Annotated in this window: 11 protein-coding genes and 1 tRNA gene; all 12 read right to left on the bottom strand. The window is 64.3% G+C overall.

The window, feature by feature from the left end:
- Positions 1–100: 100 nt before the first annotated feature.
- Positions 101–2,206: an elongation factor G gene (gene fusA, locus HRUBRA_RS13525; protein ID WP_035518021.1), complete on the bottom strand. Its 2,106-nt coding sequence runs from the start codon at positions 2,204–2,206 to the stop codon at positions 101–103.
- A 37-nt stretch (positions 2,207–2,243) separates the two neighbouring features.
- The gene (gene rpsG, locus HRUBRA_RS13520) at positions 2,244–2,714 is read right to left on the bottom strand and encodes a 30S ribosomal protein S7 (protein ID WP_035518019.1); all 471 of its coding nucleotides are present in this window, start codon (positions 2,712–2,714) and stop codon (positions 2,244–2,246) included.
- Between the two features lie 136 nt (positions 2,715–2,850).
- Complete coding sequence (gene rpsL, locus HRUBRA_RS13515) at positions 2,851–3,222, bottom strand: 30S ribosomal protein S12 (RefSeq protein ID WP_035518018.1); 372 nt, start codon at positions 3,220–3,222, stop codon at positions 2,851–2,853.
- A 171-nt stretch (positions 3,223–3,393) separates the two neighbouring features.
- Positions 3,394–7,620 carry a DNA-directed RNA polymerase subunit beta' gene (gene rpoC / locus HRUBRA_RS13510; RefSeq protein ID WP_035518016.1) on the bottom strand — a complete coding sequence of 1,409 codons (4,227 nt, stop codon included), beginning with the start codon at positions 7,618–7,620 and terminating at the stop codon, positions 3,394–3,396.
- An 82-nt stretch (positions 7,621–7,702) separates the two neighbouring features.
- Positions 7,703–11,776 (bottom strand): DNA-directed RNA polymerase subunit beta, encoded by a 4,074-nt coding sequence (gene rpoB / locus HRUBRA_RS13505; RefSeq protein ID WP_035518014.1) that lies wholly within the window; start codon positions 11,774–11,776, stop codon positions 7,703–7,705.
- A 176-nt stretch (positions 11,777–11,952) separates the two neighbouring features.
- Positions 11,953–12,336, bottom strand: a complete 384-nt coding sequence (rplL, locus tag HRUBRA_RS13500; RefSeq protein WP_035518012.1) for a 50S ribosomal protein L7/L12 — start codon at positions 12,334–12,336, stop codon at positions 11,953–11,955.
- A 51-nt stretch (positions 12,337–12,387) separates the two neighbouring features.
- Complete coding sequence (gene rplJ / locus HRUBRA_RS13495) at positions 12,388–12,921, bottom strand: 50S ribosomal protein L10 (protein ID WP_035518011.1); 534 nt, start codon at positions 12,919–12,921, stop codon at positions 12,388–12,390.
- A 318-nt stretch (positions 12,922–13,239) separates the two neighbouring features.
- A complete protein-coding gene (rplA, locus tag HRUBRA_RS13490) occupies positions 13,240–13,935 on the bottom strand; it encodes a 50S ribosomal protein L1 (RefSeq protein ID WP_035518009.1) in 696 nt (231 codons plus the stop codon).
- A 1-nt stretch (position 13,936) separates the two neighbouring features.
- On the bottom strand, positions 13,937–14,371 hold the full coding sequence (gene rplK, locus HRUBRA_RS13485; RefSeq protein WP_035518008.1) for a 50S ribosomal protein L11: 435 nt from the start codon (positions 14,369–14,371) through the stop codon (positions 13,937–13,939).
- A gap of 125 nt (positions 14,372–14,496) precedes the next feature.
- On the bottom strand, positions 14,497–15,030 hold the full coding sequence (gene nusG / locus HRUBRA_RS13480) for a transcription termination/antitermination protein NusG (RefSeq protein WP_035518007.1): 534 nt from the start codon (positions 15,028–15,030) through the stop codon (positions 14,497–14,499).
- Positions 15,031–15,044: 14 nt separating this feature from the next.
- Positions 15,045–15,407: a preprotein translocase subunit SecE gene (gene secE, locus HRUBRA_RS13475; protein ID WP_035518005.1), complete on the bottom strand. Its 363-nt coding sequence runs from the start codon at positions 15,405–15,407 to the stop codon at positions 15,045–15,047.
- A 33-nt stretch (positions 15,408–15,440) separates the two neighbouring features.
- Positions 15,441–15,516, bottom strand: a tRNA-Trp gene (locus HRUBRA_RS13470).
- Positions 15,517–15,578: the final 62 nt, after the last annotated feature.

The following is a 15,578-nucleotide window of genomic DNA, read 5'->3' as shown; positions in this document are numbered from 1 at the left end:
CCGATGGTGCCCACGTTGACGTGGGGCTTGTCACGCTCAAAAGTTTCCTTTCCCACTTTGAATCACCTCTCAAACAAAAAGTCAGTATCGGAAAAAGCCATCAGGATTTGTTCTTGGCGACGATCTCTTCAGCGATGTTGTTCGGCGCCTCGGAATACTTGGCGAACTCCATCGTGTAGGTGGCGCGGCCCTGGGTCGCGCTGCGCAGGTCCGTCGCGTAGCCGAACATCTCGGCCAGCGGCACCTCGGCGTTGACCACCTTGCCCGCCGGCGTCTCGTCCATGCCGGAGATCAGGCCGCGGCGCCGGTTGAGGTCGCCGACCACGTCGCCCATGTTCTCCTCCGGCGTCACCACCTCGACCTTCATCACCGGCTCGAGGAGCACGGCACCGCCCTGCTGCGCCAGCTTCTTTGTGGCCATGGAGGCGGCGATCTTGAACGCCATCTCGTTGGAATCCACGTCGTGGAAGGAGCCGTCGTACAGGGTCGCTTTCAGGCCCAGAAGCGGGTAGCCGGCGAGTACGCCGTTCTGCATCTGCTCCTCGATACCCTTCTGCACCGCCGGAATGTATTCCTTCGGCACCACACCACCGACGATGGCATTGACGAACTCGAGACCCTCGGCATCGGCATCTTCGCCCGGCTCGAACTTGACCCAGACGTGGCCGTACTGGCCGCGACCGCCGGACTGACGAACGAACTTGCCTTCGATTTCGGAGGTGTTGCGGATGGCCTCGCGGTAGGCCACCTGGGGCTTGCCGATGTTGGCCTCCACGTTGAACTCGCGGCGCATGCGGTCGACGATGATGTCGAGGTGCAGCTCACCCATGCCGGAGATGATGGTCTGCCCCGTCTCCTCATCAGTCTTGACACGGAAGGACGGATCCTCCTGCGCCAGCTTGCCGAGGGCGATACCCATCTTTTCCTGGTCCGCCTTGGACTTCGGCTCCACGGCCACGGAGATCACCGGCTCCGGGAACTCCATGCGCTCGAGGATGATCGGCTTGTCCTGGGCGCAGAGCGTGTCACCGGTGGTGACGTCCTTGAGGCCCACGGCCGCGGCGATATCGCCGGCGAGCACTTCCTTGATCTCCTCGCGGGAGCTGGAGTGCATCTGCACCATGCGGCCCACGCGCTCTTTCTTGCTCTTGACGGAGTTGAACACCGCCGTGCCGCTCTCCAGCTTGCCGGAATACACGCGGAAGAAGGTCAGCGTGCCCACAAAGGGGTCCGTGGCGATCTTGAAGGCCAGCGCAGCGAAGGGCGCCTCATCGTCGGCTTCCCGGGTCTCGACGGTCTCGCCGTCGTCCAGGGTGCCCTCGATGGCCTTCACCTCGGTCGGGGCCGGCAGGAACTCGACGACTGCGTCGAGCATGGCCTGCACGCCCTTGTTCTTGAAGGCAGAGCCGCCGAGGACCGGCACGATTTCGTTGGCGATGGTGCGCGCCCGGATGCCCTGTTTGATCTCCTCCTCGCTGAGCTCACCGCCCTCGAGGTACTTCTCCATGAGCGCTTCGCTGGCCTCGGCCGCAGCCTCGACCATGTACTCGCGCATCTCGGCGACTTCATCGGCGATGTCCGCGGGGATCTCGCCGTACTCGTAGGTCATGCCCATATCCTCTTCATTCCAGAGGATGGCCTTGTTCTTGACCAGATCGATAACGCCCTTGAACTCTTCTTCAGCACCGATAGTCATCTGCAGGGGCACGGCGTTGGCGCCGAGGCGCTCACGCAGCTGCTCCACGACCCAGCGGAAGTTGGCGCCGGCGCGATCCATCTTGTTGACGAAAACCATGCGCGGTACTTCGTACTTATTCGCCTGCCGCCAGACCGTCTCGGTCTGCGGCTGGACGCCGGAGGAGCCGCAAAGCACGACCACGGCGCCGTCGAGCACCCGCAGGGAGCGCTCTACCTCGATAGTGAAGTCGACGTGCCCGGGGGTGTCGATGATATTGATGCGATGCTGGTCGAACTGCTGGTCCATACCCTGCCAGAAACAGGTCGTTGCAGCCGAGGTGATGGTGATACCCCGCTCCTGCTCCTGCTCCATCCAGTCCATGGTGGCCGCGCCGTCGTGCACCTCGCCGATCTTGTGCGAGAGGCCGGTGTAGAACAGCACGCGCTCGGTGGTCGTCGTCTTGCCGGCGTCCACGTGCGCGCAGATACCGATGTTGCGATACCTGGCTATCGGTGTTTTACGAGCCACAATCTAATCCCCATTAACAGGTTGTCGGGCGGTTGCTTCAGAACCGGTAGTGCGAGAAGGCCTTGTTCGCCTCGGCCATGCGGTGCACGTCTTCGCGCTTGCGCACGGCGTTGCCCTTGCCCTGAGCGGCATCGATGATCTCGCCGGCCAGGCGCTGGCGCATGGACTTCTCGCCGCGGTTGCGCGCGTGCTCCACCAGCCAGCGCATGGACAGCGCCACACGACGGGAGGGACGCACTTCAACGGGCACCTGGTAGGTGGCGCCACCGACCCGGCGGGACTTCACCTCGACCATGGGCGCGATGTTCTCGAGGGCCTCGTCGAAGACCTCGATCGGGTCCCGGGTCAGGCGCTCGTTGACCAGGTCCAGGGCGCCGTAAACGATGCCTTCAGCGACGGACTTCTTACCGCTGACCATGACGTGGTTCATGAACTTTGCCAGCGTGATGTTCCCGTACTTGGGATCGGGCAACACCTCGCGCTTGGCGACGACTCTTCTTCTCGGCATGAGTAGTACCTTCTCTCTTCAGGTTACCCGGACACCGACCTGCCACTTGCGGGGGAGGCAGGGGTCCGGCCTTACTGCAGTATCGACTGCGTTGTTGTTTCCGGGGCAGGCGCCCTGCGTCCGCCCCCGGGAAGCATTACTTCGGACGCTTGGCGCCGTACTTGGAACGGCCCTGACGGCGATCCGACACCCCGGAGGTGTCAAGGCTGCCGCGCACCGTGTGGTAACGCACGCCCGGCAGGTCCTTGACCCGGCCGCCGCGAATCAGCACCACGCTGTGCTCCTGCAGGTTGTGCCCTTCACCGCCGATGTACGAGGAGACCTCATAGCCGTTGGTGAGACGCACCCGGCAGACCTTGCGCAGGGCGGAGTTCGGCTTCTTCGGGGTCGTCGTGTACACCCGGGTGCACACGCCGCGACGCTGCGGACAGGCCTGGAGGGCCGGCACGTCGCTCTTCTCGACCTTGCGCTTCCTCGGCTTACGAACCAGTTGGTTGATCGTTGCCATTACTGTCTGTATCTCCAAAAAATCCATTCACGGGCGCGTGCGCCCCTCCGGCCCCGTCGGCCACCGCAGCGCGGCTGCTTCGACAGGACGAGCGAAGCCACCCCCCAAAAGAGGAGGCGGCATTCTATAGACGCCCCCGCGGGGCGTCAAGCAACCTCTGCGGGGCGTGGCTTACTCGCCGTGACCCCCTTCCTGCAGCGCTTCGGTGAGCGCGGCCTCGATGTCCTGGGCAGACACGGAGAACTCCTCCGCTTCCGCGCGCTTGCGCTTGCGGTCTTCGTGGTAGGTCAGGCCCGTTCCCGCGGGGATCAGGCGGCCGACAACCACGTTTTCCTTCAGGCCGCGCAGGTAATCCCGCTTGCCGGTGACCGCCGCTTCCGTGAGGACACGGGTGGTCTCCTGGAAGGAGGCCGCAGAGATGAAGCTCTCGGTCGCCAGGGAGGCCTTGGTGATACCCAGCAGCTCGCGCTCGCCATTGGCGGGCACTTTGCCGTCGGCGAGAAGACGCTCGTTCTCCTCGAGGAAGGCCACGTACTCGATCTGCTCGCCCTTGATGAACTCCGAGTCGCCGGCGGAGGTAACCACAACCTTGCGCAGCATCTGGCGAACGATCACCTCGATGTGCTTGTCGTTGATCTTCACACCCTGGAGGCGGTAAACCTCCTGAATCTCGTTGACGATGTACTTCGCCAGCGCCTCGATGCCCTGCAGGCGCAGGATATCGTGGGGGCTCATGGGCCCTTCCGAGATCGTCTCGCCCTTCTGCACGGACTCGCCCTCGAAGATCGAGAGGTTGCGCCACTTCGGAATCAGCGCCTCGTAATGGTCCGAGCCATCGGGCAGCGGCTTGCCGTCGGAGGGGGTGATAATAAGGCGACGCTTGCCCTTGGTTTCCTTGCCGAAGCTGACGGTGCCGGAGATCTCGGCCAGGATGGCCGGTTCCTTCGGCTTGCGCGCCTCGAACAGATCCGCCACCCGCGGCAGACCACCGGTGATGTCCCGGGTCTTGGAGCCTTCCTGCGGGATACGGGCAATAACGTCGCCAACCTCAACGCGGATGCCATCCTCGATGCCCACCAGGGCGCCGGGCGGCATGAAGTAGTGCGCGGGCACATTGGTGTCCGCAAGGCACAGCTCCTCGCCGTTGTCGTCCACCAGGGTGATCGCCGGGCGGATGTCCTTGCCGGCCGCCGGGCGCTCGGACGCGTCCATCACCTCGATGCTGGACAGGCCCGTGAGCTCGTCCGTCTGACGCTTGATGGTGATGCCCTCGTCCATCCCGGAGAACTTCACCGTACCGGCCACCTCGGTGATGATCGGGTGGGTGTGCGGGTCCCAGCTGGCGACCACGTCACCGGCACTCACCTCGGCGTTGTCGCCCACCTTGATGATGGCACCGTAGGGCAGCTTGTAGCGCTCCCGCTCCCGGCCCATGCGGTCGAGGATGGACAGTTCACCGGAGCGGGATACGGCGATCAGGTTGTCGTCCTGACGCTCGACCACCTTCACGTTGTGCAGGCGCACCGTACCATCGTTGATGATCTGGATATTGTCCTGGGCCGTGGCCCGGCTCGCGGCGCCGCCGATGTGGAAGGTCCGCATGGTGAGCTGGGTACCCGGCTCGCCGATGGACTGGGCCGCGACTACGCCGATGGCCTCGCCGTTGTTGACCTTGTGGCCCCGGGCGAGGTCCCGGCCGTAGCAGGACGAACAGATACCGTGGCGGGTCTCGCAGGTGATCGGCGAACGCACCTCCACCTCGTCGATGCCCATTTCCTCGAGGCGGCGGATCCACAGCTCATCGAGCATGGTGCCGGCGGTAACGGCAATCTCGTCTTCCGTGCCCGGCTTGATCACGTCGCGGGCGACGGTACGGCCGAGGACCCGGTCACCGAGGGACTCGATGATGTCGCCACCGTCGATTACCGGCGTCATGAGCAGGCCGCGATCCGTGCCGCAGTCCTCTTCCGTGACCACCAGATCCTGGGCCACGTCGACCAGGCGACGGGTCAGGTAGCCGGAGTTGGCCGTCTTGAGCGCCGTGTCCGCCAGGCCCTTGCGGGCGCCGTGGGTGGAGATGAAGTACTGCAGTACGTTCAGACCCTCGCGGAAGTTCGCGGTAATCGGTGTCTCGATGATGGAGCCGTCCGGCTTGGCCATGAGACCGCGCATACCGGCAAGCTGGCGGATCTGAGCGGGGGAGCCCCGGGCACCGGAGTCGGCGTAGATGAAGACGGAGTTGAAGGACGCCTGTTCCTCCTCCTCGCCATCGCGATTGATGACCTTCTCCTTGGAGAGGCCTTCCATCATGGACTTGGACACCAGGTCGTTCGCCCGGGACCAGATGTCGATGACCTTGTTGTACTTCTCGCCGGCGGTGACAAGGCCCGCAGCGAACTGGTCCTCGATCTCCTTCACCTCGGCCTCGGCGCCGTCGATGATGCGCGTCTTCTCTTCCGGGATCTCGAAGTCGTTGACGCCGATGGAGGCACCGGAGCGGGTGGAGAAGTCATAGCCCATGTACATGAGCTGGTCGGCAAAGATAACGGTCGCCTTCAGGCCCACGGCCCGGTAGCACTGGTTGATGATCTGCGAGATGGCGCGCTTGGCCATGGGCTGGTTGACCATGGCAAAGGCGATGCCGGAGGGAACGATCTCCCAGAGGAGTGCCCGGCCGACGGTGGTCTCGGCGAGGAAAGCGCGCGACTCGCGCTCGCCGTCGTCACCGATGACCATTTCGCTGATGCGCACACGGATCCGCGCCTGCAGGTGAACCTGGCCGGCGTAGTAGGCGCGGTGCACCTCGGCCACGCTGGAGAAGGCCCGGCCCTCGCCCTTGGCGGCAATGCGCTCGCGGGTCATGTAGTAGAGCCCGAGCACCACGTCCTGGGACGGCACAATGATCGGCTCGCCGTTCGCCGGCGACAGGATGTTGTTGGTGGACATCATCAGCGCCCGGGCCTCGAGCTGGGCTTCCAGCGTCAGGGGCACGTGCACGGCCATCTGGTCACCATCGAAGTCGGCGTTGTAAGCGGCGCAGACCAGCGGGTGCAGCTGGATCGCCTTGCCCTCGATGAGCACCGGCTCGAAGGCCTGGATACCCAGGCGGTGCAGCGTCGGTGCGCGGTTCAGCAGCACCGGGTGCTCACGGATGACCTCGGCGAGGATGTCCCACACCTCCGGCGGCTCGCGCTCGACCATCTTCTTGGCAGCCTTGATGGTAGTCGCCAGGCCCCGCGCTTCCAGCTTGCCGAAGATAAAGGGCTTGAACAGTTCCAGAGCCATCTTCTTGGGCAGGCCGCACTGGTGCAGCCGGAGCGTCGGGCCGACCACGATCACCGACCGGCCGGAATAGTCCACGCGCTTGCCGAGGAGGTTCTGGCGGAAACGGCCCTGCTTGCCCTTGATCATGTCGGCCAGGGACTTCAGCGGGCGCTTGTTGGAGCCGGTGATGGCGCGGCCGCGGCGGCCGTTGTCGAGCAGCGCGTCCACTGCTTCCTGCAGCATGCGCTTTTCGTTGCGCACGATGATGTCCGGGGCGTTCAGGTCCAGCAGCCGCTTGAGGCGGTTGTTGCGGTTGATCACCCGGCGGTACAGATCGTTGAGGTCCGAGGTCGCAAAGCGGCCGCCGTCCAGCGGCACCAGCGGGCGCAGGTCCGGCGGCAGCACCGGCAGCGCGTTGAGCACCATCCACTCGGGCTTGTTGCCGGAGCCGGCAAAGGCCTCGAGCAGCTTCAGCCGCTTGGACAGTTTCTTGATCTTGGTTTCGGAGTTCGTCTGCGGGATTTCCTCGCGCAGCTGGGCGATCTCACCGTTGATGTCGATCTGCTTCATGAGATCCTGCACGGCCTCGGCGCCCATCTTCGCCGTGAACTCGTCACCGAACTCTTCCATCGCCTCGTAGTACTGCTCGTCGGTGAGCAGCTGGGCGTGCTCGAGGGTGGTCATCCCCGGGTCCGTCACGATATAGGACTCGAAGTAGAGCACGCGCTCGATATCACGCAGGGTCATGTCCAGCAGCAGCCCGATGCGCGACGGCAGGGACTTCAGGAACCAGATGTGGGCCACGGGGCTGGCAAGCTCAATGTGGCCCATGCGCTCGCGGCGGACCTTGGCGAGGGCGACTTCAACGCCGCACTTCTCGCAGATCACACCGCGGTGCTTGAGCCGCTTGTACTTGCCGCAAAGGCACTCGTAGTCCTTCACCGGGCCGAAGATCTTCGCGCAGAACAGACCGTCCCGCTCCGGTTTGAAGGTGCGGTAGTTGATCGTTTCCGGCTTTTTGACTTCGCCGTAGGACCAGGAGCGGATCATATCCGACGACGCCAGGCCGATGCGGATGGAATCGAATTCGTCCGTCTGTCCCTGGGACTTGAGCAGGTTCAGTAAGTCTTTCAAGGCCTATCCTCCAAGAGGTGTTGCGGGCCGGAGGCGCGGGTGGCGCCTCCAGGACCCTGTCCATTCGCGGTGCAGTGCGGGCTCAATCGTTCTCCAGCTCGATATCGATACCGAGGGAACGGATTTCCTTGACCAGCACGTTGAAGGACTCGGGCATGCCCGGCTCCATGCGATGGTCCCCATCGACGATGTTCTTGTACATCTTGGTGCGGCCCGCCACGTCGTCGGACTTCACCGTGAGCATCTCCTGCAGCGTGTACGCGGCGCCGTAGGCCTCCAGGGCCCACACCTCCATCTCGCCGAAGCGCTGGCCGCCGAACTGCGCCTTGCCGCCCAGCGGCTGCTGGGTAACCAGGCTGTAGGAGCCCGTGGAACGGGCGTGCATCTTGTCGTCCACGAGGTGGTTCAGCTTCAACATGTACATGTAGCCGACCGTCACCGACCGGTCGAAGGCATCGCCACTGCGGCCGTCGTAGAGCGTGAACTGACCGCTCTGGGGCATATCCGCGAGCTCCAGGAGTGCCTTGATGGACTCCTCCTGGGCGCCGTCGAAGGCCGGCGTGGCCATGGGCACGCCGCCGGAAAGGTTCTTCGCCAGGGCGAGGACCTCGTCGTCGCTAAGCTCGCCGAAGTTCTCCGGCCGGCCGGCGCCGTTGTTGTAGATCGAGTCGAGGAACTGACGCAGCTCCGCCGCCTTGCGCTGCTCCTGAACCATGAGGTTGATCTTGTCGCCGAGACCCTTGGCAGCCATGCCGAGGTGCGTCTCCAGGATCTGGCCCACGTTCATGCGCGACGGCACGCCGAGGGGGTTGAGCACGATATCCACCGGCTCCCCATGCTCGTCGAAGGGCATGTCCTCCACGGGCATGATCACGGAGATCACGCCCTTGTTGCCGTGCCGGCCCGCCATCTTGTCGCCGGGCTGGATGCGACGCTTCACCGCCAGGTAGACCTTGACGATCTTGAGCACGCCCGGGGCGAGGTCGTCGCCGCTCTGCAGCTTGCGCTTCTTGTCCTCAAAGCGCTCCTCGAGCAACTTGTTCTGCTCCTCGAGCTGCCGGGACGCGGAGGCCAGGGCGTCGTTCAGCTCGCTCTCGGAGAGCTTGAGCTTGAGCAGCTGCTCGCGGTCGAGCTCGGCCAGCACCTTCTCGGTGAGTGCCGTGCCCTTGGCCAGGCCGCCGCCGCTGACGGTCTTCTTGCCCTTGAGCAGGTTCGCCAGGCGCGCAAAGGTCGCCTCCTCGAAGATGCGGTATTCCTCCTTGAGGTCCTTGCGGAACTCGTCGAGCTGCATCTTCTCGATCTGCTGGGCGCGGGCGTCCTTCTCCAGGCCGTCGCGGGTGAACACCTGTACGTCGATGACCGTGCCCTTGGTGCTGGACGGTACGCGCAGGGAGGTGTCCTTCACGTCAGACGCCTTTTCGCCGAAGATCGCGCGGAGCAGTTTTTCCTCCGGGGTGAGCTGGGTCTCGCCCTTCGGCGTGACCTTGCCCACGAGGATGTCACCGGCGTCCACCTCGGCACCGATATAGACGATGCCGGACTCATCGAGCTTGGCCAGGGCGCTCTCGCCGACGTTGGGGATATCCGAAGAGATCTCCTCCGGTCCGAGCTTGGTGTCCCGGGCGATACAGGTCAGCTCCTGGATGTGGATGGTGGTGAAACGATCTTCCTTGACCACCCGCTCGGAGACGAGAATCGAATCCTCGAAGTTGTAGCCGTTCCAGGGCATGAACGCGATGCGCATGTTCTGGCCCAGGGCCAGCTCGCCCATATCAATGGACGGGCCGTCGGCCAGGATGTCGCCGCGCGCCACCTGGTCACCGCGGCTGACGATCGGCCGCTGATTGATGCAGGTGTTCTGGTTGGAACGCGTGTACTTGGTGAGGTTGTAAATGTCCACCGGGGCCTCGTCGGGGCCCACGGCGGCGTCGTCCACCCGCACCACAATGCGGCTGGCGTCCACGGAGTCGATGACACCGCTGCGGCGCGCGACCACGCAGACGCCGGAGTCGGCGGCCACAAAGCGCTCCATGCCGGTGCCCACCAGGGGCTTCTCGCTGCGCAGCGTCGGCACGGCCTGGCGCTGCATGTTCGAGCCCATGAGGGCGCGGTTGGCGTCGTCGTGCTCCAGGAACGGAATCAGCGCCGCGGCTACGGACACCACCTGCTGCGGCGACACGTCCATGTAGTCCACGCGCTCCGGCGGCATGAGGTTGAACTCGTTCATGTGCCGCACGGTGATCAGATCGTCGACGAAGCGGTTGTTCTTGTCGAGGCTCGCCGAGGCCTGGGCGATCACGTGCTCCGCCTCGTTGATGGCCGACAGGTACTCGATCTCGTCGGTCACCTGCCCGTCCACCACACGACGGTAGGGGCTCTCGAGGAAACCGTAGTCGTTGGTGCGGGCGTAAACCGCCAGGGAGTTGATCAGGCCGATGTTCGGGCCTTCCGGCGTCTCGATGGGACAGACCCGGCCGTAGTGCGTCGGGTGCACGTCGCGCACCTCGAAGCCGGCGCGCTCGCGGGTCAGGCCGCCGGGGCCGAGGGCCGAGACGCGGCGCTTGTGGGTCACTTCCGAGAGCGGGTTGTTCTGGTCCATGAACTGGGACAGCTGGCTGGAGCCGAAGAATTCCTTCACCGCCGCCGACACCGGCTTGGCGTTGATGAGGTCCTGGGGCATGAGGCCCTCGCTCTCGGCCATGGACAGGCGTTCCTTCACGGCGCGCTCAACGCGCACCAGGCCCACCCGGAACTGATTCTCGGCCATCTCGCCGACGCTGCGGATACGGCGGTTGCCGAGGTGGTCAATGTCGTCAACCATACCCCTGCCGTTGCGGATACCGATGAGCGTTTTCAGCACATCGACGATATCCTCGCGGGAGAGGATGCCGCTGCCGGTGATCTCCTCGCGGCCCAGGCGGCGGTTGAACTTCATGCGGCCGACGGCCGACAGGTCGTAGCGGTCGGCGGAGAAGAACAGGTTCTGGAACAGGTTCTCGGCAGACTCCTTCGTCGGCGGCTCGCCGGGGCGCATCATGCGGTAGATTTCCACCAGCGCCTCGAGCGCCGTACGCGTCGGGTCCTGGCGCAGGGTCTCGGAAATATAGGGCCCGCAGTCGAGCTCGTTCGTGTACAGCGTGTCGATGCGCTTGACACCGGCCGCTTCCAGCCTGGCGAGCACTTCCTCGGTGATCTCGGTGTTGCACTCCACCAGCACTTCGCCGGTGTTCTCGTCGACGCTGTTCTTTGCCAGGGCGCGGCCGAAGAGGTACTCCCGGGGGATTTCCAGCTCGCTGATGTCGGCCTTCTCCAGCTCGCGGATGTGGCGCTGGGTGATGCGGCGACCCTGCTCGACCACAACCTTGCGACCGATCTTGATATCGAAGGAGGCCACGTCACCGCGCAGGCGCTCGGGGATCAGCGCCATGTGGTAGGTACCTTCCTCGTCGACGGTAAAGGTGTTCACGTCGAAGAACATGTCGAGGATTTCCTCGGACTCGTAGCCAAGGGCGCGCAGCAGGATCGTCGCCGGCAGCTTGCGGCGGCGGTCGATACGGGCATAGACCATGTCCTTCGGGTCGAACTCGAAGTCCAGCCAGGAGCCGCGGTAGGGGATGATCCGCGCGGAGTAAAGCAGCTTGCCCGAGGAGTGGGTCTTGCCCTTGTCGTGATCGAAGAACACGCCCGGCGAGCGGTGCAGCTGGGACACGATCACGCGCTCGGTACCGTTGATGACGAAGGTACCGTTTTCCGTCATGAGGGGGATCTCCCCCATGTAGACTTCCTGCTCCTTGATGTCCTTGATGGTCTTGTTGGCGCTTTCCTTGTCGTAGATGATCAGGCGCACCTTGACCCGGAGGGCACAGGAATAGGTCACACCGCGGAGCTGGCACTCAGCCACGTCGAAGACCGGCGTGCCGAGGCGGTAGTCCACGTACTCCAGGGCGGCGTTGCCGCTGTAGGACACGATGGGGAAAACGCTTTTGAACGCGGCGTGCAGGCCGTATTCGTCGCGCTCATCCGCGGAGACGCCCTGCTGGGTGAACTTGCGATAGGAATCAAGTTGAATCGCGAGCAGGAACGGTACGTCCATGACCCTGGGCAGGTGCCCGAAGTGCTTGCGAATGCGTTTCTTCTCAGTGTATGAGTAGGCCATCAGTACTCCCCAGCATTGTATGCCCCGGACGTAGAAACCGTCCGCCAGCCCGTTGTCGGGCTGTCAACGGGCGGCAGCGCCGCCCATAAATTCGTCCCGCAGAAGCGGGAAAAGGCCGGCGGGCATCGCCCACCAGCCTTTCGTATGCCCGGCAGAAGGCCGGACAAACACCCGCCTTACTTAAGCTCGACGGAGCCGCCGGCTTCTTCAAGTTGCTTCTTGATGTCTTCGGCTTCTTCCTTGGAGGCGCCTTCCTTGACCGCCGACGGCGCGCCGTCGACCAGGCCCTTGGCTTCCTTCAGGCCGAGGCCCGTGACTGCGCGGACAACCTTGATCACGTTGACCTTCTTCTCGCCGGCAGAGGTGAGCATGACATCAAATTCCGTCTGCTCTTCTGCGGCGGCGCCACCGGCGTCACCACCGGCTGCAGCCGGCGCTGCGGCAACAGCCGCTGCGGCGGTCACGCCGAACTTCTCTTCCATGGCGTCGATGAGCTCGACCACTTCCATCACGCTCATTTCGGCGATGGCTTCCAGAATGTCGTCTTTGGACATACCCATTGTGCTTACTCCTGTTTACGGTAACTTTGAGATTCCGGCTTAGACTGCTGGTCAGGCCGCTGCTTGCTCTTTCTGCTCGCGGACGGCAGCCAGTGTGCGCACCAGTTTTCCGGGCACTTCGTTCATGGTCCGTGCCAGCTTTGCTACCGGGGCCTGCATCACGCTCATGAGCATGGACAGGGCTTCCTCGCGGGTCGGCAGCTTGGCCAGTACGTCCAGTTGTTCAGCACCCAGCATCTGGCCGCTCACCGCCAACACCTTCACCTCGAACTTGTCGTTCGTCTTGGCGAATTCCTTGAACAGACGCGCTGCGGCGCCCGGGTCTTCCATGGAAAACCCGAACAGGGACGGACCTACCAGCGCGTCGGCGACACACTCGTATTCCGTACCCTCAAAGGCGCGCTTGGCCAGGGTGTTCCGCACGACGCGGAGGGTCACCTGGTTTTCGCGCGCTTCCTTGCGCAGCGCCGTCATGCCGTCAACGGAGACGCCGCGCGCATCCGCAATGACGAGGGACAGGGCGTTGGTGGCGGTCTCATTGACTTCGGCGACGATCGCCTTCTTGTCTTCGAGTGCAATTGCCACTGGTCTTTACTCCTGGTTTTGCTAAATGAGGTCGCCGCCATCCTCTGCGGCGACCGCGTTCGCGGTGAACGGATCCACCATCTGCGTAGGCCGGGCCGGGCCCATTTACGCCGCGCGCCTGCGCGCGCCGCACCTACGGTCTTTGATGGCCTTCAATTCAAAGCGACGGGACGCATCCCAGGCGCGTTGTCCAAAGACCTCAAAGCTGGCCGGGGCGGCACCCCTTAAGGTTCCGTGGGTGCCCTGCCGGCCGTCAGCACCACCCTCCCTGGCGGCGCCCGGTGACCGGGGCGCTTGCGCGCCCCGGTCACGGATCAGTTACAGTTCGATCGACGACTGATCGATGGTCACGCCCGGCCCCATGGTCGTGGACAGGGTGACCTTGCGCATGTAGATGCCCTTGGAGGCGGACGGCTTGGCCTTTTTCAGGTCCGCAAGCACCGCCTCGAGGTTGCCGCGGATCGCGTCGGCCTCGAAGCTGATCTTGCCGATGCCGCCGTGGATGATGCCGTTCTTGTCGGTCCGGTAGCGCATCTGGCCGGACTTGGCGTTCTTCACGGCCGTCTCGACGTCCGGCGTGACAGTGCCGGTCTTCGGGTTCGGCATGAGGCCGCGGGGGCCGAGAATCTGGCCCAGCTGGCCGACCACGCGCATGGCGTCCGGGGAGGCGATGACGACGTCGAAGTCCATCATGCCACCCTTGACCTCCTCGGCGAGCTCTTCCATACCGACCAGGTCGGCGCCGGCGGCTTTCGCCTTGTCGGCGGCCTCACCCTGGGTGAAGACGGCAACCCGCACATCACTGCCGGTGCCGTGGGGCAGGGTCGTCGCGCCGCGGACCGCCTGGTCCGACTTGCGCGCGTCCACGCCGAGCTTGACCGCCACTTCCACGGTCTCATTGAACTTTGCCGTCGACAGCTCCTTGAGCAGCGCGACGGCTTCCTCGAACGGGTAGGCCCGGGTGCCGTCGACTTTTTCGCGGTAGGCGCGCAGGCGCTTGGAAAGCTTGGCCATGTCAGTTCACCCCCTCAACGTCGAGACCCGCGGAACGGGCGCTACCGGCGATGGTACGCACCGCCGCATCCATGTCGGCTGCCGTGAGGTCCGGCCACTTCTGCTGGGCGACCTCCTCGAGCTGGGCCCGGTTCACCGTGCCCACCTTCTTCGTGTTCGGCTCGCCGGAACCCTTGCTGATGCCCGCGATCTTGCGCAGAAGCACCGACGCCGGCGGCGTCTTCTTGATGAAGGTGAAGGAGCGGTCGCTGTAGACCGTGATCACCACCGGAATCGGCAGGCCGGCTTCCAGGCTCTGCGTCTCGGCGTTGAAGGCCTTGCAGAACTCCATGATGTTGACACCATGCTGACCCAGCGCCGGGCCCACGGGCGGGCTCGGGTTGGCCTGGCCGGCCGGCACCTGCAGCTTGATATAAGCTTGGACTTTCTTTGCCATCGTTCACATTCTCCCGGGTACAAGCGCCAGCTCTGCGGCCCGATGGCCCCGGCTGGCTCCCCCATGGGACGACCGCAGCCGTCCGTTCCATGTTGCCGCGGGGGCAGAACCCCCGCCGCGCCTGCTCAGGCCTTTTCGACCTGGCTGAATTCGAGCTCCACCGGCGTGGAGCGACCAAAGATAAGCACCGCCACGTTGAGGCGGTTCTTCTCGTAGTTGACCTCTTCGACAACGCCGTTGAAGTCGTTGAAGGGGCCATCGACCACGCGGACCATTTCGCCCGGCTCGAACAGGGTCTTCGGCCTCGGTGCTTCGGTGCCTTCCTCGATGCGGTTGAGGATCGCGGCGGCCTCGGCCTCGCTGATCGGCGCCGGGGCATCGGCCTTGCCGCCGATGAAGCCGAGCACCCGAGGCGTTTCCTTCACCAGGTGCCAGGTGCCGTCGTCGAGCTCCATCTGCACCAGCACGTAGCCCGGGAAGAACTTGCGCTCGCTGCGGCGCTTCTGGCCGGCGCGCATCTCGACGACCTCTTCCGTGGGCACCAGGACGTCGCCGAAGCGATCCTGCATCCCATGCAGTTCGATCCGCTCCTTGAGGGCCCCGGCCACTTTTTTCTCGTAACCGGAGTAGGCGTGTACGACGTACCAGCGCATTGCCATCGGCAGCTTCTCTCCTAACCTATAACCAGGGACACGAGCCAACCCAGGAAGGAGTCGAGCCCCCAGAGGATCAGCGCCACCACGAGCACGAACGCCACCACGATCAGCGTGGTCTGCACCGTCTCCTGGCGGGACGGCCACACCACCTTGCGGATTTCCGTGCGCGACCCCTTTACCAGAGACCAGAACGCCGCACCCTTGGCGGTCTGCAGCGCCAGGGCGCCGGCCATAGCCGCCAGCACCAGGATGCCCAGCACGCGATAAAGCAGCGACTCGTTGGCGAAGTAGCTATTGCCTACCACGGCCACGGCGACCAGCGCAAAGACGACGCTCCATTTAAGGGCATCAAAGCGACTGGCTGGCGTTTCCACACTCATTCATAGTTCCTTTCGGATCGCACCTGCCACTAGTGGCAGGCCAGGAGGGACTCGAACCCCCAACCTGCGGTTTTGGAGACCGCTGCTCTGCCAATTGAGCTACTGGCCTGTAAAACGTTTACAGACGACGAAGCCGAACCCCTCGCAAGGTGGTTCGGCCCGCCGTCCTGC

This window comes from Pseudohaliea rubra DSM 19751, from assembly GCF_000764025.1.
GTDB classification, from domain to species: Bacteria; Pseudomonadota; Gammaproteobacteria; order Pseudomonadales; family Halieaceae; genus Pseudohaliea; species Pseudohaliea rubra.
This window is presented reverse-complemented; position numbering and strand designations above follow the sequence as displayed.

Bases quoted from the DNA above. Each gene is read 5' to 3' on its own strand.
- rpsG (WP_035518019.1), bottom strand. From the start codon at position 2,714: ATGCCGAGAAGAAGAGTCGTCGCCAAGCGCGAGGTGTTGCCCGATCCC.
- rpsL (WP_035518018.1), bottom strand. From the start codon at position 3,222: ATGGCAACGATCAACCAACTGGTTCGTAAGCCGAGGAAGCGCAAGGTC.
- rpoB (WP_035518014.1), bottom strand. From the start codon at position 11,776: ATGGCCTACTCATACACTGAGAAGAAACGCATTCGCAAGCACTTCGGG.
- rplL (WP_035518012.1), bottom strand. From the start codon at position 12,336: ATGGGTATGTCCAAAGACGACATTCTGGAAGCCATCGCCGAAATGAGC.
- rplA (WP_035518009.1), bottom strand. From the start codon at position 13,935: ATGGCCAAGCTTTCCAAGCGCCTGCGCGCCTACCGCGAAAAAGTCGAC.
- rplK (WP_035518008.1), bottom strand. From the start codon at position 14,371: ATGGCAAAGAAAGTCCAAGCTTATATCAAGCTGCAGGTGCCGGCCGGC.
- nusG (WP_035518007.1), bottom strand. From the start codon at position 15,030: ATGGCAATGCGCTGGTACGTCGTACACGCCTACTCCGGTTACGAGAAA.
- secE (WP_035518005.1), bottom strand. From the start codon at position 15,407: ATGAGTGTGGAAACGCCAGCCAGTCGCTTTGATGCCCTTAAATGGAGC.